The following is a 23,034-nucleotide window of genomic DNA, read 5'->3' as shown; positions in this document are numbered from 1 at the left end:
ACCATAAAAATTAGTATTTTAGAAATTTAAACAATTAAACATTGTAATATGAAAGTTTAAAGTTAAATAAAATATTTTAATTTAAAGGTAAACGTAACCTTTTTCAAAAGCCATTAAATTCTTTTTTTCGGTTCCTTTTGGGATACTGTCAAGAAGTGCTTTTTCAACTTCTTCTTTTGAAACCAGTCCTGCCAATTTCGTTAGTGCACCAAGCATTACAATATTTGCAACAATTCCAAGTCCAACTTCCTTGTTTGCAATTTCAGTAAATGGAACTTTGTATACTTCGTATTTTTCTTCGTAAGATTCAGGAAGAGTTACTAAATCCCTATCAACAATTACTCTCGCATTTTCTTTTAAATCATAGCCATATTTATCAAAAGCAGGTTGCGACATTGAAACGAGGATATCTGGCTGAATTACTTTTGGAAAATCTATTTCAGTTTCAGAAATTACAACTTCAGATTTACTGGCCCCCCCTCTTGCCTCAGGACCGTAGCTCTGTGTTTGAACTGCTTCTTTTCCAGCATAAAGGGATGCAGCACGCCCTAAGATAACACCTGCTAAAATTATTCCCTGACCGCCAAAACCTGAAAATCTTATCTCTTTTCTCATGATATCACATTATTCCTGTAATTTTTTAAGCTGTTCGACATATTCTGGTTTTTCAATATTTAAAAACTCCCCAACAACTATTTTGTTCAAAAGTTCTTCCGTTTCCATGTTTTCTGATTTTCTAAGAGTTACAGCACTCTCTTTTAAATTTTTCATCATTTCAGAAGGTTTTCTCGAAACATTGAATCTTCCGTAGTATGTCGGACACTGTGAAACTACTTCAATAAATGAAAATCCTTTCTTTTCCATTCCTTTTTTAATTGAATTTGCAAGTTGAATCGGGTTTGCAGTTGTCCATCTTGCAACATAAGTTGCCCCTGCTGCTTTTGCAAGTTCGCATAAATCAAGCGGGTTTTCAGGGTTTCCGTAAGGTGCTGTTGTTGCTTTTTTCTCGTGCGGAGTTGTTGGTGAACATTGTCCTCCAGTCATTCCGTAAATATTATTGTTTATACAGATTACAGTTATGTCAATGTTTCTCCTGCATCCGTGAATAAAGTGATTTCCACCAATTGCTGAGAGGTCACCATCTCCAGTAAATACGACAACTTTTTTATCGTTTTGAATTACTTTGGTTCCAAGCGCAAAAGCTATTGGTCTTCCGTGAGTTGTATGAAGAGAATCACAAAAGAGATAGCCTGAAACTCTTGAAGAACATCCAATACCTGAAATTGCGATGTAATCTTCGTTTTTAAGGGCTAATTTATCAAGAGCATTTGTAAAGCAGTTTAAAACAATACCATTACCACAACCGGAACAAAATATGTGTGGTAACCGGTCCTTTCTCATGTATTTTAGCGAAGGATGCATTCTGTCTCACCTAATGTCTAAACCATGTTTAATAAGTCGAATAAATAAAAAAATTAAAATCCAAATATAATTTGTTTAAGTCATTCTTAATGTTTATCGTTATTTTTTATTCATATTTGCGGCAGCATGTGTAAGCTCAAATACTGCTCCACCAAGGTCATTTCCAATATCCTGTAATTCTGAAATATCTAGCTCAATGTCTGCATTCTCAAAGGAAATTGCAACAGGCAAAAATTTGTACGCAACTTCTACAATGTCAAAAGGTTTACAAAACATTTCTATTGCAACAAGTCCTGAAAAAATTCCTTTTGATTCATCCATTGACTTTGTAATTACTTTGTTTACAACAATGTCGGGATTTAATGATGAAAGTATTTTTTTAATGATTATTTCTTCGGATTTGCCATCGCCTTCAAATACCGTTTTTATTTTTAAAAGGCCTTCTTCACTTTCCATCAAATAGATATCATCTTCGTCATAGATGCCTTCTTTTAGAGCGTTTATGTCTGCATCAATTTCATTTTTTACATAGACGTTGAACGCGACACCGTATTTTTTAGCAAATTTTTTAAAAAAGTCGATAATGTAAAGAATAGTGTTTCCCATTTCATTTCCAGAAATTTTCAATTTTGTAGGAGATACTACATCCAAATCTGCACCATATCTTAAACAGTATTTAATGTAATCCAAAATTGTTTCAAATTTTATTTTGAGTTCCGCAATTTTAGTATAAAGTTCCCCTTCGTCGTCTGACTCGTTTGATAAAATTTCTGCGCTGTAAGTTTCTTTTAATTCTGCAATTAAATTCTCAAACTTTTCATCGACTATCTGTTTGTCATTTCCCTTTAATTCTTGGTATGATATAGTTTCAATCATAGTATCCTCTTCAAACTCGTTAGGACTTATATATTATCTTACTATTTTTATAACTTTATAAAATTTGAATAATATAAATCTGTTTTTTAGATTGATAAAATCGCTGTAAGTACTTAAAAAATAAAAAAAAGGGTTTTTATGAATATTATTCTGTTAAATTAAATCTTCCAATTACGAACTCTTTTTTAAGGGATGCTAAAAAGCTTCCTAACTTTGGCCCGTAGTTTTTACCGAGAAGTATTTTGTATGATGCAACAAACGCTTCTTTTGGTGCAAGATTTAATTTTGTTGCAGTTTCATACATCAATTCGTGAATCGTGTTCGCATCAATTTCGATATTTTCTACTTCTTTGGAAAATGCTTTTAACCATGCTTTTTGCTCTTCTGAGAGTGTTTCGTACTGCTCTTTTGCTTGCTCAAAATCATTTATTTCTAAATTTTCACCGTAGTCGGATGCCCATTTTTTAGACATATAAAGCCTTTTTTCAAGCCTTGATTTGTCGTATTCTGAAAATTCTGCTGGATTGTATCCATTTCTTCCCAAAATGTCGAAAACTCTTTCCATATCAATTTTTTGGGTTTCTTTATCGAGTGCAATCTGAGCAATAATTGAACAGAACCTGTATGCAACTTGTAATGGTAATCTTTCAGGTATTTTTGGTGTAACAAGTTCATATAAACTTATTTTTTCATTTTCGTTGTCGTTTAATTCTTCAGTTTTTTGTTTTTCGATTAATTCAAAGTATTTTCTTTCAAGTTCGTCGTAATCGTCAACTAAATTTGAAATTGCTTTTAAATCAAAATCTATGTGTTTTGTTGGTTTTCCTTTTAAAATTAAAAATCTTAAAACTTCAGGGTGGCAGATTTCAGTCCAGTCTTTTACTGCAAATACAACTCCTGATGAAGAAGACATTGGCATTGCCTTATCCCCGATTTTTAACTGAATCCACTCGTAAACCATTTTTTCTGGTGCTTGGTAGTTGAAAATCTGTCTTGCAATCTTAATTCCTGTATCGTATGAACCGCCTGACGCTGCGTGGTCTTTTCCCATCGGTTCAGCAGTAACTCCAAATATATTCCATCTTGCAGGCCAGTCAACTCTCCACGGAAGCTTTCCAATGCCGTTAAATGGTTGAACCGTGTTTTCAAATCCGCATTTACAAACGTAAGTTATTGTTTTGTCTTCAGAATTGTAACTGGTAACTTTTGTTTCGTGCATTTTACCGCATTTTTCACATACAACGTTTAAAGGATACCAATCATCAGCAAGTGGTTCTTTTCGGTAAGAATCGAGAAGTTCTTTGATTTTTAACCGGTTTTCAAGTGCAGTTATAATTGCTTCGTTGTACATTCCAGCTTTATAGCATTCATTTGCCCTATGGGTAGTAATTTCAACGCCTAAATCTTCAAGACTGTTTAAAAACGGCATTAAAAAATGATCTGCATAGCTTTTACAGCAACCTTGTGGGCATGGAATTTCACTTAACGGCATTCCTATGTATTTTTCAAATTCTTTTGGTAAAAATGGATATAATTTTCTTAAAGGATCATAATCGTCCGCAATAAAAATTAATTTAGCTTCTGCACCTTTTTTTAGCATGCCCTTGTAAACTGCATCTGCAGTTAATGTTTCCCTTGCATTCCCAATGTGAATGTGACCAGATGGAGTAATTCCACTTGATACCACGTATTCCTCTGCATTTCTTTTTTTCATGATTTTTTCCGATGTTGCATCAGCCCAGTGCATTGTGTTTCCTCCGGAGATTTCCATTATTTAAATTAAACAATTAAAAAAACAAAAATATTGAATTAAATCGAGATTCATAATTTTTTAGGTTATGGCTAAAACATTTTATATAATTATGTGTTGAAAAAGTTAAAAAAATTTTTGAAAATAGATTTATATCCGTTAATCAAAATTTACAAATTAATATTCCCAAAATAAAAAAAGCCAAGGAAGGGATTTGAACCCCTCTGAAGCGGATCTGCAGTCCGCTGCCTCGCCGGACTAGACTACCTTGGCACATTTCCTACGATTAGACGCATGAATAAGAATTATGGTTCAACTATATAAACCTATTGATTTATTTTTCTTTTTTTCTTTTTTCATTCCAGGGTATTAATTATTCATTATTCTTAACTGCATCATTACATTATAAATGTTACAGCTTAAAAATATATGGTTAAGCCATGCAAAGGAATATATACAATAAATGTGTTGTTAAGTAGAGAGTCATTAAGGTAGAAACACGACGCCAAATTGGCAGATCATAGATTAAATCGAAATCTATATAAATGAAATTTCATAAGGTATAGTGTGATAGAAAACACGAGACCATAAAATAAAACACGGTTAATAAGATAATAAAATAAAAAAGTGTAATAGCCCAAATTTATGTCTATTGGCACGAGTACTGTGTGCAGAGATAGTCTAGCCTGGGAAGGCGTACGGCTGGAAACCGTATGAGGCTTTGCCTCCCGGGGGTTCAAATCCCCCTCTCTGCGCCATTTATTTTTTTATTACTATAATTATCAGTCAAACACGAAGATCTCTGGAGGTGCAAGAGTGACTCAGACAGAATTCAAACACAGAATTAGAATATCAAAAACAGACCTTGAAGGTAAAAATCCACTTGAATACGCACTACAGGACATGAAAGGTATCGGTAGAGCGATGGCTAGAGCAGTAATTAGAGTTACTGAATTAGACCCTAAACAACAAGCTGGTTACTTAGCTGACGAAGACGTTTTAAAAATAGAATCAGTATTAGAAGACCCTGCAACACATGGAATTCCTTCATGGATGTTTAACAGGAAAAAAGATGTTTACTCAGGACTCGATAAACACCTAATCGAAACAGACCTCGTACTCACAGTACAAGAAGATATCACCAACATGAAAAAGATCAGATGCTATAGAGGTATCAGACACGAATTAAGATTACCATGTAGGGGACAGAGAACCAGAGGTTCATTCAGAAAAGGAACTTCAATGGGAGTTAAGAGGAAAAAATAATAAAATGATAAAAAGGTGAAAAAATGGGAGATCCAAGAAGATTGGGTAAAAAATACGACACACCTAACCATCCATGGATTGGGGAAAGGATCCAGAAAGAAAAAGAAATTAGCCAAAAATATGGGTTAGTTAACAAAAAAGAACTCTGGAAAATGGAAACCCAATTAAGGAACTACAGAAGACAAGCAAGAAAATTAATCAGCGACACTACCACACAAGGTGGAAAAGAAGCTGTTCAATTATTCAATGTCTTAAAAAGATACGCAATTTTAATTGAAGAAGAACCAACACTCGATCACGTTCTTTCATTAAACATTGAAAGTATCTTAGAAAGAAGATTGCAGACCATTGTATTCAGAAAAGGTCTCGCTAAAACACCAAAACAAGCTAGACAGTTCATTGTTCACGGCCACATTGCAGTAAACGGCAAAAGAGTTACAGCTCCAGCATACTTGATTTCAGTAGCTGAAAATGATGCGATAGAATACGTGTCCAACTCACCAATGGCTTCAGAAAACCACCCAGAAAGAACTGCCGCAACAAGCGAAGAAAATCAATAAGGTGATTACATGAGTCAAAAATGGGGATTAGTACACATTTATGCATCATACAACAATACAATTCTCCACGTTACTGATTTAACTGGAGCAGAAACAATCGCTAAAGTTTCAGGCGGTATGATTGTAAGAAACCAGAGAGATGAATCATCTCCATACGCTGCAATGCAAGCTGCATTCAAAATAGCAGACTTGATGAGAGATAAAGGAATTGATCAGGTACACGTAAAGGTCAGAGCTACAGGCGGCCAGAAATCCAAAAACCCAGGACCTGGTGCACAAGCTGCTATCAGAGCATTATCAAGAGCAGGAATCAGAATCGGAAGAATTGAAGATGCTACACCAATTCCACACGATGGTACTACACCAAAAAGAAAGAACAGATAATTGGTGATTTTTTTGATAAAAAATATCCAAAAAGAGGAAAAGAGAATAGGGGAAATCATGAAAATGGAATTAAAAGCCCCTTTATCTTTTTCCAGTGCATTGAGAAGAATAATGATTTCAGAAGTTCCTACATATGCTATTGAAAATGTATACTTTTATGAAAACACATCTTCAATGTACGATGAAGTTCTAGCTCACAGACTTGGATTAATTCCAATAAAAGGAGTTCCGGTAAGCGGTGATGAAGTTATAGTACTTACAATATCCAAAGAAGGACCTTGTACAGTATATTCATCAGATTTAAAATCAGAATCCGGTGAGCCTGCTTTTGAAAATATTCCTATAGTAAAATTAGCAGAAGACCAAAAACTTGAGTTAGAAACCGAAGCTCTTGTTGGCACAGGAAAAATTCATGCAAAATGGCAACCCTGCAATGCAAGTTACAAACAAATATCAAATGACGAAGTGGAATTTAAAATTGAGTCATTCGGAAACATGGATGCTGAAGACATTATAAGATCTTCACTTGAAATTTTAAAAAATAAAGCTGAAAAATTCTTATTAGAATTAGAAGGCCAAGAATTAAGTGACGAAAATTAATTACTCTTTCTTCCAAATTATTGGAAATTATGAATCAATATCATAAGGGTGAATTTATGAAAAAAATCATGTCAACAAACCCAAAAACTCCTGAATTGATTCAGAAGTTAAAAGAAGAATCATTCAAAAACAGCGCACCAATCTGGAAAGATGTTGCTAAAAAGTTAGCTAAACCAGCTAGAAAAAAAGTTGAAGTAAACGTAAGCAAAATCAGCAGATATGCATCAGAAGGCGATGTATTATTAATTCCAGGCAAAGTACTCGGTGCTGGGTCATTAAAAGTAAACGTAACCGTTGCAGCATTTTCATTCTCAGAAACTGCGAAATCAGCAATTGAAGCTGTAGGCGGAAAATGTTTAACAATCGAAGAACTTATTGCAGAAAACCCTAAAGGTTCTAAAGTAACCATTATGGCGTAATTAAACACGAAGGTGGAATTATGGTTGTTGTAAACGCTGAAAATGCAGTTGTTGGAAGATTAGCTTCATACGTTGCTAAACTTGCACTAAGCGGTGAAGAAATAACCGTTGTAAACGCTGAAAAAGCAATTATGACTGGAAACAAAGAATACATATTCCAAAAATATGTACAACTCAGAACAAGAAAAAGTATTTCAAACCCTAAAAAAATGGGTCCAAAATACCCTAGAAGACCTGACGACATCGTAAGAAGAGTTATCAGAGGAATGCTTCCCTACAAAAAACCTAGAGGAGTAGAAGCTTTCAAAAAAATTAAAATTGAAGTTGGAGTTCCTGAAGGGGTTTCTATCGATATTAACTTAGGTAGCGCACCAAATACAATCAAATATGTAACCGTTGGAGAATTAAGCCAATTCTTAGGTGCTAAATTCTAATTGAGGTGAAAGTGTGAAAGTAGTCCACACAGTAGGTAAAAGAAGAACCGCAATTGCAAGAGCTACTGCAAAAGAAGGAAGCGGTAAAATCAGAATTAACAAAAAACCATTAGAATTAATGGAACCTAAATACATCAAAATGAAATTAATGGAACCTGTTATCTTAGCAGGCGAAGCTTTAAGCAGCATTGATGTAGATATTGATGTTAAAGGTGGCGGTATAGTAAGCCAAATGGATGCTACAAGAACCGCTTTAGGTAAAGCTATTGTTGAATTTACTGGTAAAATGGATTTGAAAGAAAAATTCTTAAGTTACGACAGAACATTACTTGTCAGTGACGCAAGAAGAACCGAACCACACAAACCAAGTAAGTCCTCAAAAGGTCCAAGAGCTAAAAGACAGAAATCATACAGATAATTATTTTTCTTTCCCTTTACGTTTTTTAGGTGGTAATAGTGATATTTCCAATCAGATGTTTTTCTTGTGGGAATGTAATTTCTGAAGTTTATGAAGAATACAGAACTAGACTCAAAAATGGCGAAAACCCAGAAGAAATTTTAAACGATTTAGAAATCAAAAAATACTGTTGTAGAAGAATGTTCGCATCCCACAGATTGGACAATGACAGAGAATTATTTGACGACATAGTCGAATACAAATAATTACTTTATTATTTACTTATTACCAATCTATTCAGACGGGGCCGTGGGGTAGCCTGGCCATCCTGTGCGTCTGGGGGGCGTGCAACCCGAGTTCGAATCTCGGCGGCCCCACTTTTTATTAATTTATAACGTCCTTTTGGGTGATTTTATGAAATTAACCAAATTTGAAACTGCGCGATTAATCGGTGCAAGATCCCTCCAAATTTCGGACGGTGCTCCACTCGCAATCGAATCAGAAAAGACTTCATCGTTAGATCTAGCAGATGATGAAGTAAAACAGGGTAAACTCCCATTATGTGTTAAAAAACAGGCTAAAAATTAAATAACTATTTTAAATCTTTTGGGGGATTTTCGTGGAAAACAGCACATCCATAAAAAGGATAACTGCAAAAAAGGTTTTTAAAGACTCAAAAATCCAAGTAAGGATTGCTACACTGACCGATAAAGGAATTGGTTATGATACAATAAATGCAGAAAATCCTGACTATATAATTTCTGATGTCGAAAATGTAATTGCTCCAGAGCTTGTTGGATATCCTGCGTATGACCAAGATATCATTGATTCAATAATATGTGACACCTCAGTAGACAGCCCAAAAGCTACAATGGGTACCTCGTTAAGTGTTGCAAGAGCTGCTGCAAACAGTATTGAAATTCCATTGTTTAAGCATATTGGTGGAGTATTATCGACAAATCTCCCGATTGTAGGATGTTCTTTAGTTTCAGACGGTTTAAACCAGCTTTTGACAATCCCTATGGCTGAATCGATTGGCGAAATGGTATATATTTACAATAAATTATTATCAGAACTTTCTGAAGAATACGCTTTTAAAAATAATTATGGAGAATATATTTCTAAAAATTTATTCAACGACATTGGAAAATTCAAAGGAATTGTCGCAAATATTTCAGAAGAAGAAGATATCGAAATATTAGTTGGTGCAAAAATTTCTGAATTTAGCCCTGAAATCGAGGAACTCGATTACTTAGAAAGTTCCGAAATAATCGAATTCGACGGAATTTTATGTACTGAAAATATCGATGAAGAAGCGGATTTTTCAAAAGTAGACCCATATTTAATGGGAACACTTACAGAAATGAATTATTATATCAATTACACAATTGAAAAAGGATTAACTCCAACAATTTCTGGAAACAACACATCATTTCCCCACATAGCAATTGGATTTAAAGTTCCGTTTTTGCGTGCAAATATTAACTCGAAAGTATTAAATGAAATCTGGAACATTGAACGGATTTTAAACAGCCCCAATATTACAAGATTTTAATACTTTGAGTTTTAAAATATATTGTGTAAACAAAATGAGGGGATAAAATGAGTGTTGTAATTGATTATGATAAATGTAAAGGCCCAGAATGTGCCGAATGTGTAAACACATGTCCTGTAGAAGTTTTTGAAATTCAGGACGACAAAGTAGTTGTTGCAAAAGAATCAGACTGTACATTATGTATGGTATGCGTTGATGTATGCCCAACTGATGCAATAACAGTAAAAGAAGACTAAATATTAATTATTTTTTCAATTTAACTTATTCAGAATTTTCTTTTTTGACTCCATCCATTTCATCGAGTACATCAAACAATTCTTCCCATGCATCCAAACTCAATTTTGCTTCATCTTCACTCATTTTTTCAAGAGCGTATCCCGTGTGGATCAATACATAATCCCCAATTTCAACGCCCTCTATGAGTGCAAGTTTTGCTTTTTGTTTTACACCCTTGTATTCTGCAAGAGCATATTTTTCACCATCTTCTTCGAATATATCGATAACTACTGATGGAATTGCAAGACACATTTGATTTCACCCGAAATAACATAAGATAAAAGTGATATTTCTAAATCTGCAATTAATCTATTTATAAATATCGATAAAATTTTTAAAAAAAGATCATTAAAAAGGAAATATACTGCCTAAAGCCGCAAAAGGAAGTACTACAAGCCCGTGTTTTATAATCCTGCTTATAATCAATGCTGAAACGTAAATTTTAAATGGCATTTTAAATATCCCTGAAAGCCAGCAGATAACCTCAAATGGAATTGGGGTGAAACTTATAATAATTATTCCAAGAGGGCCCCATTTAGTTAAAAATTCTTCTGCGCTTGAATACTTTTCTTTGTTAAATAGTTTTAAAAATAGATTTTCACCATATTTCGAAGCTATAAAATATGTTACAATTCCCCCTAACGTACTCCCTAACGTGGATACCAATATTACATACCGCCAATCAAGTCCGAGAGCAAGGCCGCCCACCATAAAAACTTCGGTTGGAATTGGTTGGAAAATTGGCTCTGAAAATCCAATTAAAAAAATAGCCAAAAGTCCATATGTATTAACAAGGTCCATACCCACTGCAACAAAATCCATACTATACCATTTTTTAAAAAATATAATTTAATTTGTATTTAAAACTGCCAGTAAAAAGGATCTGTTGTTGGGTAAACTTCCACAAAATCTTTGTAAACTTCAATTCCTTTTAAGTACTGTGCAAAATACGGTGCAAGCTCAGTCGAATTAGTCATTACAACTGCTCCAACTGCTTTTCCATTTTCATAATAAATTCTATTCATTCCACGTTTTTCAGCTTTTTTGAAGTAATATCCTGTTCCCGGACGGTTGTAAGACGTTTTAAAATCATTAGTCTGTTTTCCAACAACGGATATATTAATTGGCATTCGAATTGTAGCAACTTCCACCCCATAATCCATTTTTTTTAAGGGAAGATTATTTATCTCATTAAATATATTTTCTGCAACAATTCTGCCTTCCCGGTTGGCAATTGGTGTATATCCGCCCCTTACTGAATCTCCACACGCATAAACTTTTGATTTTCCAGAAACCTGAAAATATTCGTTTGTTTCATATCTTTTTTTACCGCCTATCGCCAAAATATTAAAATATTCGTCATTGTAAAGCATTTTCTTCATTTCTTCTTCATTATTTGTTATTTTAAAATTTGAAAGGTCATTTATGATGTAATCCCTGACTTCATCATCTTTAATTTTTTTTAAGAATTTTGACCTTGCATAAACTGTTACATCACTTCCAAAAATAGAAAAAATCGAAGCATATTCTGCTGCAACAGTCCCACCACCAATTATTAAAATTTTTTTTGGCAATTTTTTTAAATATGGAAGTTCTTTGTGTGTTGCACATTCAATTCCTAAATAATTTTTAGAATAATTTTGCCCTGTCGCATAAACCACGTAATCGTATTTTTTTTCATAATCTTCCTTAAACTCTTCAAATTTTACAAAAATTCCCTTTTTTTCAAGCGTTTTTTTTGCATTTTCTCGCATCGATTTGTGAATTTTATAAACTTTTTCATGAAGTTCGTCAAGTGAAATTATATCATTTAAATCATGTTTTTTTCCAGTTATTGCATTTAAATTATCAATTATGTCTGCAACTTCTTTCAAAGCATTTACATACCTACAACCGTAATTTAGGCAGGTTCCCCCGAGTTTATCCATTTCGTAGAGTTCAACATCAAGCCCCCGTTTAGCGAGTGCGTGAGCACATGAAAGACCTGCAGGTCCTCCACCTACAACTGCAATCATAATCCATCCCCTCATTTTTTAAACCAGTATATCTAATGTATTGAATGTATTATGTTTATATCTTACGAAATCACGGTGATACATTGAACACTTTTGGGGATAATTTTAGAGTAACGACTTGGGGGGAAAGCCACGGAAAAGCATTAGGTGCAGTAGTTGATGGATGTCCTGCAAATCTACCCATTTTAGAAGAAGATATTCAAAATGAATTGAACAGAAGAAGACCCGGATACAGTATATTCTCAACACCGCGAAAAGAAGAAGATAAAGTGGAAATTCTTTCAGGGATATTTGAAGGAAAAACTACAGGTACACCGATTTCAGGACTCGTATTTAACAAAGGACAAAAATCAAAGGATTACAGCAAAATTAAAGATACCCCAAGACCAGGACATGCTGATTTAAACTACTTTTTAAAGTACGGAAATTACGACTACAGGGGCGGTGGAAGAAGTAGCGGAAGAACCACAATTGGAAACGTGATTGGTGGAGCAGTTGCTAAAAAATTAATTGAATTTACGCACAATATTAAAATAATCGGTTACTCTACAAAAATTGGAAAAATAAAAGGAGATTTTGATTACTATAAAAACCCAAAATTCTTTGAAAGTGATTCAAATATCGAAAAATTATTTGAAAAAACGGAAAATAATCCCTTAAGATGCCCTTCAAAAAATAGCGATGAAATGAAAAATTATGTACTTGATGCAATGGATAAAAAAGACAGCGTTGGAGGAATAATTGAAATAATTATAAAAGGAATTCCTCAAGGAGTTGGAAATCCAGTATTCAATAAATTAGAAGGAAAACTTGGAAGTGCATTCATTGGAATTAATGCCGTGAAAGGATTTGAAATAGGCAGAGGTTTTGAATCTTCAGAATTATATGGAAGCGAAATGAATGACGAATATTATATTGATGAAAATTCAATAAATGAAAAAACTAACAATGCTGGAGGAATTATTGGTGGAATTAGTACCGGTTCTCCAGTTGTCATTAGGGTTTCAATAAAACCTACCCCCTCAATTTCAAAAATTCAAGACAGTGTAAATTTAATATCAAATGAAACTGAAAAAATCGAAATTGGCGGCCGACACGACCCGATAATCGTTCCAAGAGTAATTCCTGTACTCGAATCAATGGCTGCAATAACGGTTGCAGATTTAATGATTTCAGGAGGATATATTCACCCTTGCAGACTATAAAACCAATAGAAAAACTTTAAATTCTTTTAAAAAATAATAAAAAAAGCGGATGCAGAACTCAATCCAAAAAATCCCACATCCTAACGTATAATCCCCATTAATCCAACGATAATAGCACCTGTATGTTATCTACAAGCAAGTGCACTATAAACTTTCAATATCATGATATATATAGATTATGTGAGGAATGGGGGATATTAACCGCAAAAAAGGCCCGTAACTCGCTAAATAGCGTTTAATGAATATATGGCTTTTGATAACCACTAAATCATCTTTAATAATCTAATTTTTCAGTAGTAAATCTATTTTATTCAAAAAACCTTTTTTTAAAGCCATTATATTATTTTTAAAACTACAGGCTATCTTATATATTAAGTCGAATTATGTTAAATAACTCAGTAAAACACCTAAAGATGGATACTATGGAAAACAAAATCCCCATGAGAAGAATGGTTCATAAAATTATATACGAATGCAATATTGTACTTTTAGTCGTTGACGCAAGGGATCCAGAAACTACCCGAAACAGAGCTCTTGAAGAGTACACTATTGAAAAAAATAAAAAATTAATTTACGTAATTAACAAATCAGATTTAGTTCCCAAAAAAATCCTCGAAAAATGGAAAAACAAATTCAAATCTGAAAATCCGGATTCTTCCGTAGTTTTTGTAAGTGCCAAAGAAAAATTAGGTACCAAGATGTTAAGGGATGAAATTAAGACTTACCTAAATTCAAACAGCATAAAATATGGCCAGGTAGGAATTGTAGGGTATCCAAATGTTGGAAAATCCTCAATAATCAATGCATTAACGGGTAAAAAAAGTGCAAGAAGTGGACTTACCGCAGGATTAACAGTTGGAGAACAGTGGGTAAAATTAACAAAAGACATTAAACTATTAGATTCTCCAGGGATAATTGAGCCAAAAGATGAAGATGAACTTGTAATATCTGGCGCATTAAGATATGAAAAGGCGGATGACGTTATATCCCCAGCATTAAAGATATTAAGCCGTATTCATACATTCGATAACACGATTTTGAAAGAATACTACGGTTTTGAAATTGGTGAAGAGATAAATATAGAACTTCTTGAAAAAATCGGAACTAAATTAAATTTCCTTACAAAAGACGGTAAAATCGATATTGACAGGACTTCAAAAAGCATAATTAGAGAGTTCCAGAATGGAAAATTAAACTACCACAGAATGAACTTAAAAAAATACGAACAGAAAAGAACTAAAAACATCGATTTTATAACCAAATATTTAAAAGACTTCCCATTTATCAACGATGCCGATCAGATTATCTTGCATCTTGAAAATATAGATGAACTTGGAAAGTTAAACACGAGACCGGTTATTGGAATAAAAGAATTAGATGATGCTTTTGTAATTATCTCATTTTCTGAAAAATCAAGAGATACTGGCAGAAAAAAAGTTGAAGAGCTTGCAAGAACAAGTGATATCGAATTGTATTCTCTTGGTGATGGCAGAATTGGAAAACACAGAATCTACGTTGGAGTAGGCGAAAAAAGGTAAAATAAAATAAAATAAAATTTTAATTAGCCATTTTACATTCGTAAATTCCAATTACGCCTATTTTTTTTAGTTCTTTTAAAAGTTCTTCTCGATCTTCTTTTAAAAGTATTATTGCAGAACCCCCTCCTCCGGCACCAGTTAATTTTCCCCCGTAAGCGTATTTTTGACCTGCTTTTGCAACCAAATCTAATTTTTCAGTTGAAATTCCAAATTTTCGAAGTAGTTCGTGGTTTTCATTCATCAATTTTCCAAGTTCTGCTTTGCCTGTAACTTGCCTTACATTTTGAATTATTTTTCCAATTTCTTCAAAAATTTGCTCTTTTTCAGGGTGCTTTGAAACGTCATGTACAAGTTCTGCAGTTTTTCTAGTTCTCTCTTCAACATTTACAACCAGAAATTTGCAAGTTTTTATAAATTCTTCCAAGTTTTTAGGCATTGGTTTGTACTCGCCGTTTACAATTTCAATCATACCCCCAAGTGAAATCGTTGCAGTGTCCGTTACACTTGCTCTACCCTGAACTTCTTTTTCAACAGAGTATGCAAGATTTATTGTTTCATCATTATCTAATTCAATCCCATAAAAATTTGAAATCGAACGGATAACTGTTACAACTACGGATGCAGATGATCCCAATCCACAACTAAGCGGTATTTCAGAATATAATTTTAATTTAAAAGGCTTTATCTCTTTTAAATTTTTAAATTCGGATAAATAAAATATTACAGATTTTACAGCACAAACCACATACTTTAATGCAGGGCTGAAATTTGAAATTTCTAAATTCTTAATTAATTCAGGAGTTATTTCAAAAATTTCATTTAAATCTACAAGATCTATTGAAATTGTATCAAAATTTTCTTCAATTTCGCCAGTTGTTTTTAAATCAAGTGCCATTGAAATTGCCGGATATCCGTCAACTACCGCGTGTTCTCCAAATAGTATAATTTTTGAGGGGGTTTTTATCGTATTCATATAATCCACCTTAACCCCATCTTCTAAGCCTGTTTAATATTACCTTGTCACGGTTTTCAACATTTCCGCTAAATTCTGCAGTTAAAAGACCCTTCGTTCCAAAAGTTCCTTTTATTTTTCCAACAATATCTTTTCCTTCAATAGATATTTCTTCACCGATTAATTTTTCAGCTGCAACCTTTGATTGAGCCAGCCCATCGATTACGGTTCTTCCCTTATCGATTTTAACTTTTCCTTCACGCAGTACTTCTTTTTTAATATTTAAGTCTTTTATTGGTTTAAATTCCTCGATTAAACCATGACCGCAAATTCTAAGTGTTGTTGGTGGAAGATCAAGCCTTGTAATTAATACCCTATCTCCAACTTCTGCTAAAACCTTTTCTTCGAGTTCAAATGCGCAGTAGCATTCGTTTCCCGAAATTACTTCATTTAAAATTATATTTTCTTCCGTTTTGCCAAATGTAACTTTTTTAAACGGAACTGCAACTGCAGGAACTATCAACATTCCAACATTCAAATGAACTTTCATTTTTGGAGTTAAATTGTACTTAAAAATATCTGAAATTTTTATTTTAGCAACTATTTTATCAACAGTCTGTAATTTAGTATCTTTTGAAGTTAAAATACATCCTCGATAGATCTGTTTTGCATCAACTCCCTGAATTGCCATTCCAACTCTGTCACCCGCTTTTGCTTCCATAACACTTTCTTTGAAATACTGTATACTCCTAACTTTCGTAGACATATTTATTGGAAGAACTTTTAATTCATCACCTACTTTTACAATTCCCTTGTTAATAGTTCCAGTTACAACAGTTCCGGCCCCTTTTATAGGAAATGCGTGGTCAAGCGGCATTTTAAAATAGCTTTCAGTATTTCTAATAATTTCTGCATTATTCAACGTAGTTATAATCAAATTTTTAAGTTCATCCACACCAAATCCAGTTTTTGCGGAAATTGGAATGATTGAACTGTTTTTTAAATTGTGTGTTGATTGTAAAATGGACTTCATAATCATTTCAGTTCTTTTGATCTCTTCAGTTCCTGCATTATCAGACTTTGTAATCACAACGATTATTGGAATGTTAAAGTGGTCGAGAATTAACATGTGTTCCCCAGTCTGTGTTTTTGGCCCTTCTTTTGCATCAACCACAATCAATGCAAGATCGATTATATCTGCAGCACTTACTACAGCCCTAATTAAATCAGCGTGTCCGGGTGCATCAACTAAAGTTATACGATAATTTTCAAGTTTAAATGCTGAAAAACCGATATCTATTGTAATTCCACGTTTTTGAGATTCTGGCAGTTTATCGTGTGCCGAAGTTGATGCAATTTCAGTTAAAACTTTTGAAAGCGTCGTTTTTCCGTGATCGATGTGTCCAAAAATTCCAAGATTAATATTTTTAAAGTCCATTTTCTTACCCTTATAACCGATTCCTATAAAATAATATACCTAGATTATATATGCACTTAGATATAAAAGGATAAATAAATTTTGAACTGATTTTTTGGTGATAGATATGATCCCCGATTCTTTAAAATACGAGATTTTAGTTTTTGGTTGCGGAAATTTGATATTCGCAGATGATGGTTTTGGATACGAAGTAATTTCAAAGCTTGAAAAGATGGAGCTTCCTAAAAACGTTGGACTAATTGATGCAGGAACTGGAGCACCTTATTATTTAATGTCAATAATGGATGAAGAGTGCAATACTAAAAAAATTATTATTGTCGACATTATTGATTTTCAGCTCCCCCCTGGAACCCTAAAAATATTATCAACTGAAGATCTCACAAAAATAGACAAATACACCTTTGATGCACATGATATGCCTCTTTCAGACTACTTAATAAAAGCGAAAGAATCTGGAATCGATGTAACAGTTATCGGATGTCAAGCAAAGAGGGTAACAATGCCTGATATCGAAGTTGGATTGACTGAAGAAGTTAAAGCATCCCTTGACGGTGCAGTAAAACTGGTTCTTGAAAAAATAAACGAATAACTTAACAAATTTAAAAATTAAGAAATATTCCAAAAATACTTTTTTTGAAATTTGATTTGATCAAACAAAAATTACTTTAACCCGTTTAAAACACAAATTTATTATTGAGTTTTTTGAGGGGGAATTCATGAAAAGTTACAAAATAAAGCTTTTTTTCACTGGCGATGAGGATATTATAAAAACAGAAAATATTGAAGCTGAAAATCCATTTGAGGCAAAAGAAATACTTTTAAAAAAATATGGGGCAATCAAACCAAGAATTGAAGATAGATCTTTTGAAATTCTTTCAAAAATAGAAATACTTGGGTATACGATATTATAAAATAAATTATATGCATATTATTCTTTTTTAGCTTTTATAATATGCCTGATTCTTTTTCCAGTCGTTATTTCTGATTTTTCAAGTTTTAGTCCGAGTTCCAAAATTTTATCTTCGACAAGTTTTCTTCGCTCGAAAGGCTTTTCTGGAAACATTATTGCAACGATTCCACCATTATTTAAATGATCCATTCCTTCTTCGATTATCTTTTGAGAAAATACTTCCCCATAAGCCCCGCCACCGATTAATTCAACTTCGCTTGCAAAAGCTCCGCCAAAACTTCTTTTTGATGCAACTGAATTATCTGCATAGTATGGAGGGTAGGATATTATTAAATCAAATTTTTTGTTTTTTAATTCTGGAATATCAAAAATTATTTTTCCCTTTGAATCTATCAAATTTATTTTTGAAGTAAGATTATTTTTTGAAATATTTCCTTCTGCAATTTTTAAATAATCAGAAACCGTGTCTGTTGCAGTGACATTACACTCAAAATATTTTGCAATCAATATTGAGATGATTCCAGAACCCGTTCCAATCTCGAGAACATCTTTAATGTCATCTTTTTCATCAAAAATATTTTTTATAAATAAGTACCTGTTAATGGGTGTCGGAATGAGTGCATCTTCATGAAAATCCATATTTAATCCAAAAACATGGTCCAATATTGCAATATTATATTCTTTCATTGCTTCTTTATTCTTAAAATCAATTCTTGGTTTTCCAGATTTATACACGACAAAATCTTTCAACTTTTCATTTACCAAAATCGCATCTTCAATTTTCAGTCCGAGTTCTAGGGGTTCCTGTTTCATGGGTTTCACATTTTATTTTAAAATGATTGATGGTACAATAATATAAAAAAATATTTAACAAATACGGTTGAATGTTAACTTAAGTAATTTTGGAGCGATATTATGCAATTTGTTCACATGGCGGATAATCACCTCGGATACCGCCAGTACAGCCTTGACGAGCGGGAAAACGATATTTACGAATCATTTTTAGAATGTATCGATAAAATTATTGAGATACGCCCTGATTTTGTAATTCATAGTGGCGACTTATTTGAAAGCCCGCAGCCTCCAGTAAATGCAATAAGGTGTGCAATGGAAGGATTATTAAAATTAAAGGAAAAAAATATACCAATTTATTTAATCCATGGAAATCACGACATTCCAAAAAGCCAACAGAAAGGAAAACCGTTTGGACTTTTGAAAAAAATACTTGGAAACAGTTTACTAACTTTTGGAAAAAATAAGTCCCATGTTTTTAACAACGAAGTCTTCATTGGGGGAATTGAATACGTATCCCAAAACAAAATTCCAAAAACTTACGAAGACTTGGAAAAAATCAATTCTGATTCTAAAAATTACAAAAAAAAGATACTTTTATTTCACCAGAGCGTGAACCCATTTATCCCGCAAAGCTTTGAAATGCAAGTTACCGACTTTCCAGATGATTTTAACTATATTGCAGGAGGCCACATTCATCAAAGAGCATTAAAACCAATCAATGATGGAAATTCAGTATTTTCTTATGCCGGGTCAACGGATATCATGTCTGTTAGTGAAGTTAAAGATTACAAAAAAAATGGAAAAGGATTTTATTTAGGGGATTTAAGCGGGGATTTTGATATTAATTCAATTCAAAAGATCGACGTTGAATGCAGAAATTTCTTGATCGATAAAAAAATTAAGAATGAAAATGATTACGAAAAAACAATTAAAGAACTCCAAAGTTTGCAGAATGAAAAGAAAAAGCCAGTTTTATACTGTGATATCGTTGAAAATTTATTTAATTCATTTAACGATGAAATTGCCGATTTAACACTCTACAAACGAATAAGCAGGATTGATGAAAACCTTGAAGAATCTTTAATCATTAATGAAAGCAGCATTGAAGAAATTTTCCAGGAATATATTAAAAATAAAGAAATGGATGTAAATTTCGTTTATGGACTCTATAAAAAGCTTTTAGAAAACGATGAAGATTCATTGCTTTACGTAAATGACTATTTTAAAGGTAATTACTAAGGGGGCGCAGTTAATGATTATTAAAAATATCAAAATGGAAAACTTCAGAAGCCACAGAAACACCTCGATAAATTTTAACAAAGGAATAACTTCAATAATTGGGCAAAATGGAAGTGGAAAGTCGTCAATTTTTCAAGCAATGAATTTTGCACTTTTTGCTCCGCGTGGAAACAATTTTAGGATTGAAAATTTAATGCAACAGGGCTCTGCATCTTTTTCTGTAGAATTAGAATTTGAAATGATGGGAAATACATATCTTGTAAAAAGAAAAAGGTTTCAAAATAAAACAGATGACAAATTATACGTTAACGGAAAATTAAATGCGGAATCTGCATCTGAAATCAACAAAAAAATGGAAGAAATATTAGAAATTGATAACAGCGTATTTTCAAATGCAATATATATAAAACAGGGCGAAATTGCAAATTTAATCCAGATGACTCCAAGAGATAGAAAAGAGGTTATTGGAAAGCTTCTTGGAATTGAAAAATATGAAAAAGCCTCTGAAAAAATGAATATTGTAAAAAAGAGCTATGAAGAAACGCTTTTGAAACTTGAAGGGGAGCTAACTCAGGAACCTGAAATTTTGGAAAATCTTGAAAAATTAAAAATTGAAGTTTCTGAATCTGAAATTTTAAAAGAAGAAATATTAAAAAAATATGGAAATTTAGAAAAACTAAAACTTGAAAAAAATTCAGAATTAACCCATATGGAAGAAAAATTTGCTGAAAATAACCGGTTAAAAGAAAATTTAAAGGATGTTATTTCAGAAATTAAAAATATAAATTTAGAAATTCAAAATTTCAAAAATTCACTAAGTTTAGTTGTTGAAGAATCAAAAAACATATCTAAAAATGAAGAAAATTACAAAAAATATTTAGAACTTGAATTAAACATTAAAGAATTGAAGAATAAGTTAATAAACCACAAATCCAACTATGAATCATATAATAAACTAAAAACAATTGAAGAATCGTTAATAAAAGAATTAAATAACTTAGAAGAATCTTTAAAAGATAATAAAAAAAATCCTGATGAATTGAAAGAAAATTTAAAAGAAAATGAAGAAAAAATTCTAATTTTGGATAAAATAAAAGAAAAAATTAAGGAATTAGAATTTATTGAAAAACAGATTTATGAAATAAAAATCCACAAAAAAACAGTGGAAACTCTTTTTGATAGTGTTAAAATTTACGATGACTCGATTAAAACTTTTGAAGAACTAAAAACTAAAAAAAATAGTTATGAAAATCTTTTAAAAGAAAAAAATGACCTTGAAAAAAAATTTCAAAACGAAACTGATGAAAAAACAAAATTAATTTCTGAATTAACTGATTTAAAAAAAATAGAAGAAAAAATAAATCTAGAAATTGAATTTAAAGAAAAATATGAAGATTTATCTGAAAAAATAGATAAATTAAATGAAATCGTTTTGAAAAAAGAAAGTAAAATTTCAGAAACTAAAAATTCTAAAGCAGAGCTTGAAAAAACCAAAGATTCGTGTCATGTGTGTCAGTCCAAAATAAGTGAAGAAAAAAAGCAGGAATTACTTGAAAAATATAATTCTGAAATTGAAAATGAAAAATTATCAACTGAAAGTCTTAAAAAACAGCTTGAAATCATATTAAACAAAAAAGAGCATATCAAAGTTAAATTAAATGAAATTGATTCTTTCAAATTAAAATACGGGGAATTAAAAGAAAAAAAGAATTATTCTTTAAAAGTTGAAGAATCGATAATCGAAACTACTGAAAAATTAAACGAATTAATTGGAAAAATTAACGAATATTCTTCACTGAATGACGAAATAAGTTTAATTGAAAATAAATTAAAAGATTTGGAAAAAGATTATAAAAATTACAATTATTCTGCCCAATTTTTAACTAAAAATGAAGAATCTGAAATTTTAAATAAAAAATTGGAACTTTCAAAAATTATTGGAGATTACGATTCTTCAAAAATTGAAAATGAAAAAAAATCCCTTGAAAATTTAAAAGATGAATTAAAAAACATTATTTACAATTTAGAAAGAGAAATTAACCTAAAAACGGAATTAAAAAATATTCAAAACGATATTTCTTCAAAAATTGGAATTGTTGAATGTTACGTTAAATGGGAAGCTGAAAAATCAGATTTTGAAAACAAATTATCAGAATGTAAAAAAAGTTATGAAAAATATATGGAAAGTCTGGCAGTTCTTAAAAATTATTCAAAAACATATTCTGTTGAAATAAACAATTTAAATGAGTTTTTAAACCAAAAAATTGCTGAAAAAGAGCATTTTTGTGAAAAACTCCTTGAAACACGATTAACAATTGAAAAAAATATTCAGAGCGTAAACTACAATCCTGAAATGCATGAAAACGCTAAAAAAGTTTATGAAAATATATTTAATGAATTTAATGATATTTCAAGAACTTTAGAGAGAATAACTTCTGAATTAAAACTTAAAAATGAGAATATAATTTATTTAAATGAAAAAATTCAAAATCTGTCGAATAAAAAAGAAGAAAGAAGAAAAATTGAAGAATTTAAAGAATATCTCGATAAAATAAAAAGAGAAATCTTTTCAAAAGATGGTTTTCAGAAGTATTTAAGAGAAAAGTATATTCCATTAATTCAAAGGCACACAAACCAGATTTTTCAGGAATTTGAACTTCCATATTCGCATATCCAGTTAAAAGACGATTACAGCTTGATAGTTGACGGCCTTCCTGTTGAAACCTTGAGTGGGGGGGAGCAGATTGCAGTATCTCTTGCATTAAGGCTTGGAATTTCTAAAGCAGTATGTAATAATATCGAATGTATCATTTTAGATGAACCAACAGCGTATCTCGATGAAGATAGGCGTAAAAATCTTTTAAATATATTCAAAAACATAAAAACAATAAACCAGATGGCAATAATTACACACCATCAAGAACTCGAACAGATTGCAGATAACATTGTAAAAGTTAGAAAAATCGGCGAAAATTCAAAAATATCTTTAGAATAGGTTAAAAA

Annotated in this window: 27 protein-coding genes and 3 tRNA genes; 19 read left to right on the top strand and 11 right to left on the bottom strand. The window is 31.9% G+C overall.

Features of this window, described 5'->3' with window-relative positions:
* Window positions 1–81 precede the first annotated feature (81 nt).
* The 5 genes from MMJJ_RS07580 to MMJJ_RS07560 form a co-directional block, all read right to left on the bottom strand.
* Window positions 82–615, bottom strand: a complete 534-nt coding sequence (locus MMJJ_RS07580; protein WP_104838293.1) for a 2-oxoacid:ferredoxin oxidoreductase subunit gamma — start codon at window positions 613–615, stop codon at window positions 82–84.
* A 9-nt stretch (window positions 616–624) separates the two neighbouring features.
* A complete protein-coding gene (locus MMJJ_RS07575; RefSeq protein WP_104838292.1) occupies window positions 625–1,422 on the bottom strand; it encodes a 2-oxoacid:ferredoxin oxidoreductase subunit beta in 798 nt (265 codons plus the stop codon).
* Between the two features lie 99 nt (window positions 1,423–1,521).
* Window positions 1,522–2,298 (bottom strand): hypothetical protein, encoded by a 777-nt coding sequence (locus MMJJ_RS07570; RefSeq protein WP_104838291.1) that lies wholly within the window; start codon window positions 2,296–2,298, stop codon window positions 1,522–1,524.
* 145 nt (window positions 2,299–2,443) lie between these two features.
* Window positions 2,444–4,045 carry a lysine--tRNA ligase gene (lysS, locus tag MMJJ_RS07565; RefSeq protein WP_104838290.1) on the bottom strand — a complete coding sequence of 534 codons (1,602 nt, stop codon included), beginning with the start codon at window positions 4,043–4,045 and terminating at the stop codon, window positions 2,444–2,446.
* A 202-nt stretch (window positions 4,046–4,247) separates the two neighbouring features.
* Window positions 4,248–4,321, bottom strand: a tRNA-Cys gene (locus MMJJ_RS07560).
* Between the two features lie 397 nt (window positions 4,322–4,718).
* Between MMJJ_RS07560 and MMJJ_RS07555 the strand changes: the two genes are divergently transcribed.
* From MMJJ_RS07555 to MMJJ_RS07495, 13 genes are all read left to right on the top strand, one after another.
* Window positions 4,719–4,806: transfer RNA gene (locus MMJJ_RS07555), tRNA-Ser, on the top strand.
* A gap of 58 nt (window positions 4,807–4,864) precedes the next feature.
* Window positions 4,865–5,314 carry a 30S ribosomal protein S13 gene (locus MMJJ_RS07550; protein WP_104838289.1) on the top strand — a complete coding sequence of 150 codons (450 nt, stop codon included), beginning with the start codon at window positions 4,865–4,867 and terminating at the stop codon, window positions 5,312–5,314.
* 23 nt (window positions 5,315–5,337) lie between these two features.
* Window positions 5,338–5,874, top strand: a complete 537-nt coding sequence (locus MMJJ_RS07545) for a 30S ribosomal protein S4 (RefSeq protein ID WP_011171264.1) — start codon at window positions 5,338–5,340, stop codon at window positions 5,872–5,874.
* Between the two features lie 9 nt (window positions 5,875–5,883).
* On the top strand, window positions 5,884–6,258 hold the full coding sequence (locus MMJJ_RS07540) for a 30S ribosomal protein S11 (protein WP_011171265.1): 375 nt from the start codon (window positions 5,884–5,886) through the stop codon (window positions 6,256–6,258).
* 57 nt (window positions 6,259–6,315) lie between these two features.
* A complete protein-coding gene (locus MMJJ_RS07535; RefSeq protein ID WP_011171266.1) occupies window positions 6,316–6,858 on the top strand; it encodes a DNA-directed RNA polymerase subunit D in 543 nt (180 codons plus the stop codon).
* 56 nt (window positions 6,859–6,914) lie between these two features.
* Window positions 6,915–7,277, top strand: coding sequence for a 50S ribosomal protein L18e (locus MMJJ_RS07530; RefSeq protein ID WP_011171267.1), 363 nt, complete (start codon window positions 6,915–6,917; stop codon window positions 7,275–7,277).
* A gap of 20 nt (window positions 7,278–7,297) precedes the next feature.
* Window positions 7,298–7,711: a 50S ribosomal protein L13 gene (locus MMJJ_RS07525; RefSeq protein WP_011171268.1), complete on the top strand. Its 414-nt coding sequence runs from the start codon at window positions 7,298–7,300 to the stop codon at window positions 7,709–7,711.
* 13 nt (window positions 7,712–7,724) lie between these two features.
* Window positions 7,725–8,129 carry a 30S ribosomal protein S9 gene (locus tag MMJJ_RS07520; protein WP_104838288.1) on the top strand — a complete coding sequence of 135 codons (405 nt, stop codon included), beginning with the start codon at window positions 7,725–7,727 and terminating at the stop codon, window positions 8,127–8,129.
* A 38-nt stretch (window positions 8,130–8,167) separates the two neighbouring features.
* Entirely contained in the window at window positions 8,168–8,374 is a 207-nt protein-coding gene (locus MMJJ_RS07515) for a DNA-directed RNA polymerase subunit N (RefSeq protein ID WP_011171270.1), read from the top strand.
* A 37-nt stretch (window positions 8,375–8,411) separates the two neighbouring features.
* Window positions 8,412–8,485, top strand: a tRNA-Pro gene (locus tag MMJJ_RS07510).
* A 37-nt stretch (window positions 8,486–8,522) separates the two neighbouring features.
* The gene (locus MMJJ_RS07505; RefSeq protein WP_011171271.1) at window positions 8,523–8,696 is read left to right on the top strand and encodes a DNA-directed RNA polymerase subunit K; all 174 of its coding nucleotides are present in this window, start codon (window positions 8,523–8,525) and stop codon (window positions 8,694–8,696) included.
* Window positions 8,697–8,727: 31 nt separating this feature from the next.
* The gene (locus MMJJ_RS07500) at window positions 8,728–9,663 is read left to right on the top strand and encodes a phosphopyruvate hydratase family protein (protein WP_011171272.1); all 936 of its coding nucleotides are present in this window, start codon (window positions 8,728–8,730) and stop codon (window positions 9,661–9,663) included.
* A gap of 47 nt (window positions 9,664–9,710) precedes the next feature.
* The gene (locus tag MMJJ_RS07495; protein WP_011171273.1) at window positions 9,711–9,899 is read left to right on the top strand and encodes a 4Fe-4S dicluster domain-containing protein; all 189 of its coding nucleotides are present in this window, start codon (window positions 9,711–9,713) and stop codon (window positions 9,897–9,899) included.
* 25 nt (window positions 9,900–9,924) lie between these two features.
* On the opposite strand, the gene MMJJ_RS07490 is transcribed toward MMJJ_RS07495, so the two are convergent.
* The 3 genes from MMJJ_RS07490 to MMJJ_RS07480 form a co-directional block, all read right to left on the bottom strand.
* Window positions 9,925–10,191, bottom strand: a complete 267-nt coding sequence (locus tag MMJJ_RS07490; RefSeq protein WP_011171274.1) for a HypC/HybG/HupF family hydrogenase formation chaperone — start codon at window positions 10,189–10,191, stop codon at window positions 9,925–9,927.
* A 96-nt stretch (window positions 10,192–10,287) separates the two neighbouring features.
* Window positions 10,288–10,761: a YqaA family protein gene (locus MMJJ_RS07485; RefSeq protein WP_104838287.1), complete on the bottom strand. Its 474-nt coding sequence runs from the start codon at window positions 10,759–10,761 to the stop codon at window positions 10,288–10,290.
* 38 nt (window positions 10,762–10,799) lie between these two features.
* Window positions 10,800–11,954, bottom strand: a complete 1,155-nt coding sequence (locus MMJJ_RS07480) for an FAD-dependent oxidoreductase (RefSeq protein ID WP_104838286.1) — start codon at window positions 11,952–11,954, stop codon at window positions 10,800–10,802.
* 83 nt (window positions 11,955–12,037) lie between these two features.
* Here MMJJ_RS07480 and aroC point away from each other — a divergent pair, with 83 nt between their 5' ends.
* A complete protein-coding gene (aroC, locus tag MMJJ_RS07475) occupies window positions 12,038–13,159 on the top strand; it encodes a chorismate synthase (RefSeq protein WP_104838285.1) in 1,122 nt (373 codons plus the stop codon).
* A 383-nt stretch (window positions 13,160–13,542) separates the two neighbouring features.
* Complete coding sequence (locus MMJJ_RS07470) at window positions 13,543–14,697, top strand: GTPase (protein ID WP_104838284.1); 1,155 nt, start codon at window positions 13,543–13,545, stop codon at window positions 14,695–14,697.
* Between the two features lie 19 nt (window positions 14,698–14,716).
* Here the strand turns inward: MMJJ_RS07470 and mvk are convergent, their stop codons facing one another.
* Window positions 14,717–15,670, bottom strand: a complete 954-nt coding sequence (gene mvk / locus MMJJ_RS07465; RefSeq protein ID WP_104838283.1) for a mevalonate kinase — start codon at window positions 15,668–15,670, stop codon at window positions 14,717–14,719.
* Window positions 15,671–15,680: 10 nt separating this feature from the next.
* A complete protein-coding gene (gene selB, locus MMJJ_RS07460) occupies window positions 15,681–17,087 on the bottom strand; it encodes a selenocysteine-specific translation elongation factor (protein WP_104838282.1) in 1,407 nt (468 codons plus the stop codon).
* A gap of 106 nt (window positions 17,088–17,193) precedes the next feature.
* Between selB and frhD the strand changes: the two genes are divergently transcribed.
* Together frhD and MMJJ_RS07450 are read left to right on the top strand one after the other, a co-directional pair.
* Entirely contained in the window at window positions 17,194–17,676 is a 483-nt protein-coding gene (frhD, locus tag MMJJ_RS07455) for a coenzyme F420-reducing hydrogenase, FrhD protein (RefSeq protein WP_104838281.1), read from the top strand.
* 127 nt (window positions 17,677–17,803) lie between these two features.
* Window positions 17,804–17,998 (top strand): hypothetical protein, encoded by a 195-nt coding sequence (locus MMJJ_RS07450; protein ID WP_104838280.1) that lies wholly within the window; start codon window positions 17,804–17,806, stop codon window positions 17,996–17,998.
* Between the two features lie 17 nt (window positions 17,999–18,015).
* On the opposite strand, the gene MMJJ_RS07445 is transcribed toward MMJJ_RS07450, so the two are convergent.
* Window positions 18,016–18,810 (bottom strand): RlmF-related methyltransferase, encoded by a 795-nt coding sequence (locus MMJJ_RS07445; RefSeq protein WP_104838279.1) that lies wholly within the window; start codon window positions 18,808–18,810, stop codon window positions 18,016–18,018.
* Window positions 18,811–18,912: 102 nt separating this feature from the next.
* Between MMJJ_RS07445 and MMJJ_RS07440 the strand changes: the two genes are divergently transcribed.
* Complete coding sequence (locus MMJJ_RS07440; RefSeq protein ID WP_104838278.1) at window positions 18,913–20,031, top strand: DNA repair exonuclease; 1,119 nt, start codon at window positions 18,913–18,915, stop codon at window positions 20,029–20,031.
* 13 nt (window positions 20,032–20,044) lie between these two features.
* Complete coding sequence (locus MMJJ_RS07435) at window positions 20,045–23,026, top strand: AAA family ATPase (protein WP_104838277.1); 2,982 nt, start codon at window positions 20,045–20,047, stop codon at window positions 23,024–23,026.
* Window positions 23,027–23,034: the final 8 nt, after the last annotated feature.

This window comes from Methanococcus maripaludis (assembly GCF_002945325.1).
GTDB lineage: Archaea > AGJL01 > Methanococci > Methanococcales > Methanococcaceae > Methanococcus > Methanococcus maripaludis.
Note: the sequence above shows the minus strand (reverse complement) of the source record. Positions and strands in the feature narration are given on the sequence as shown.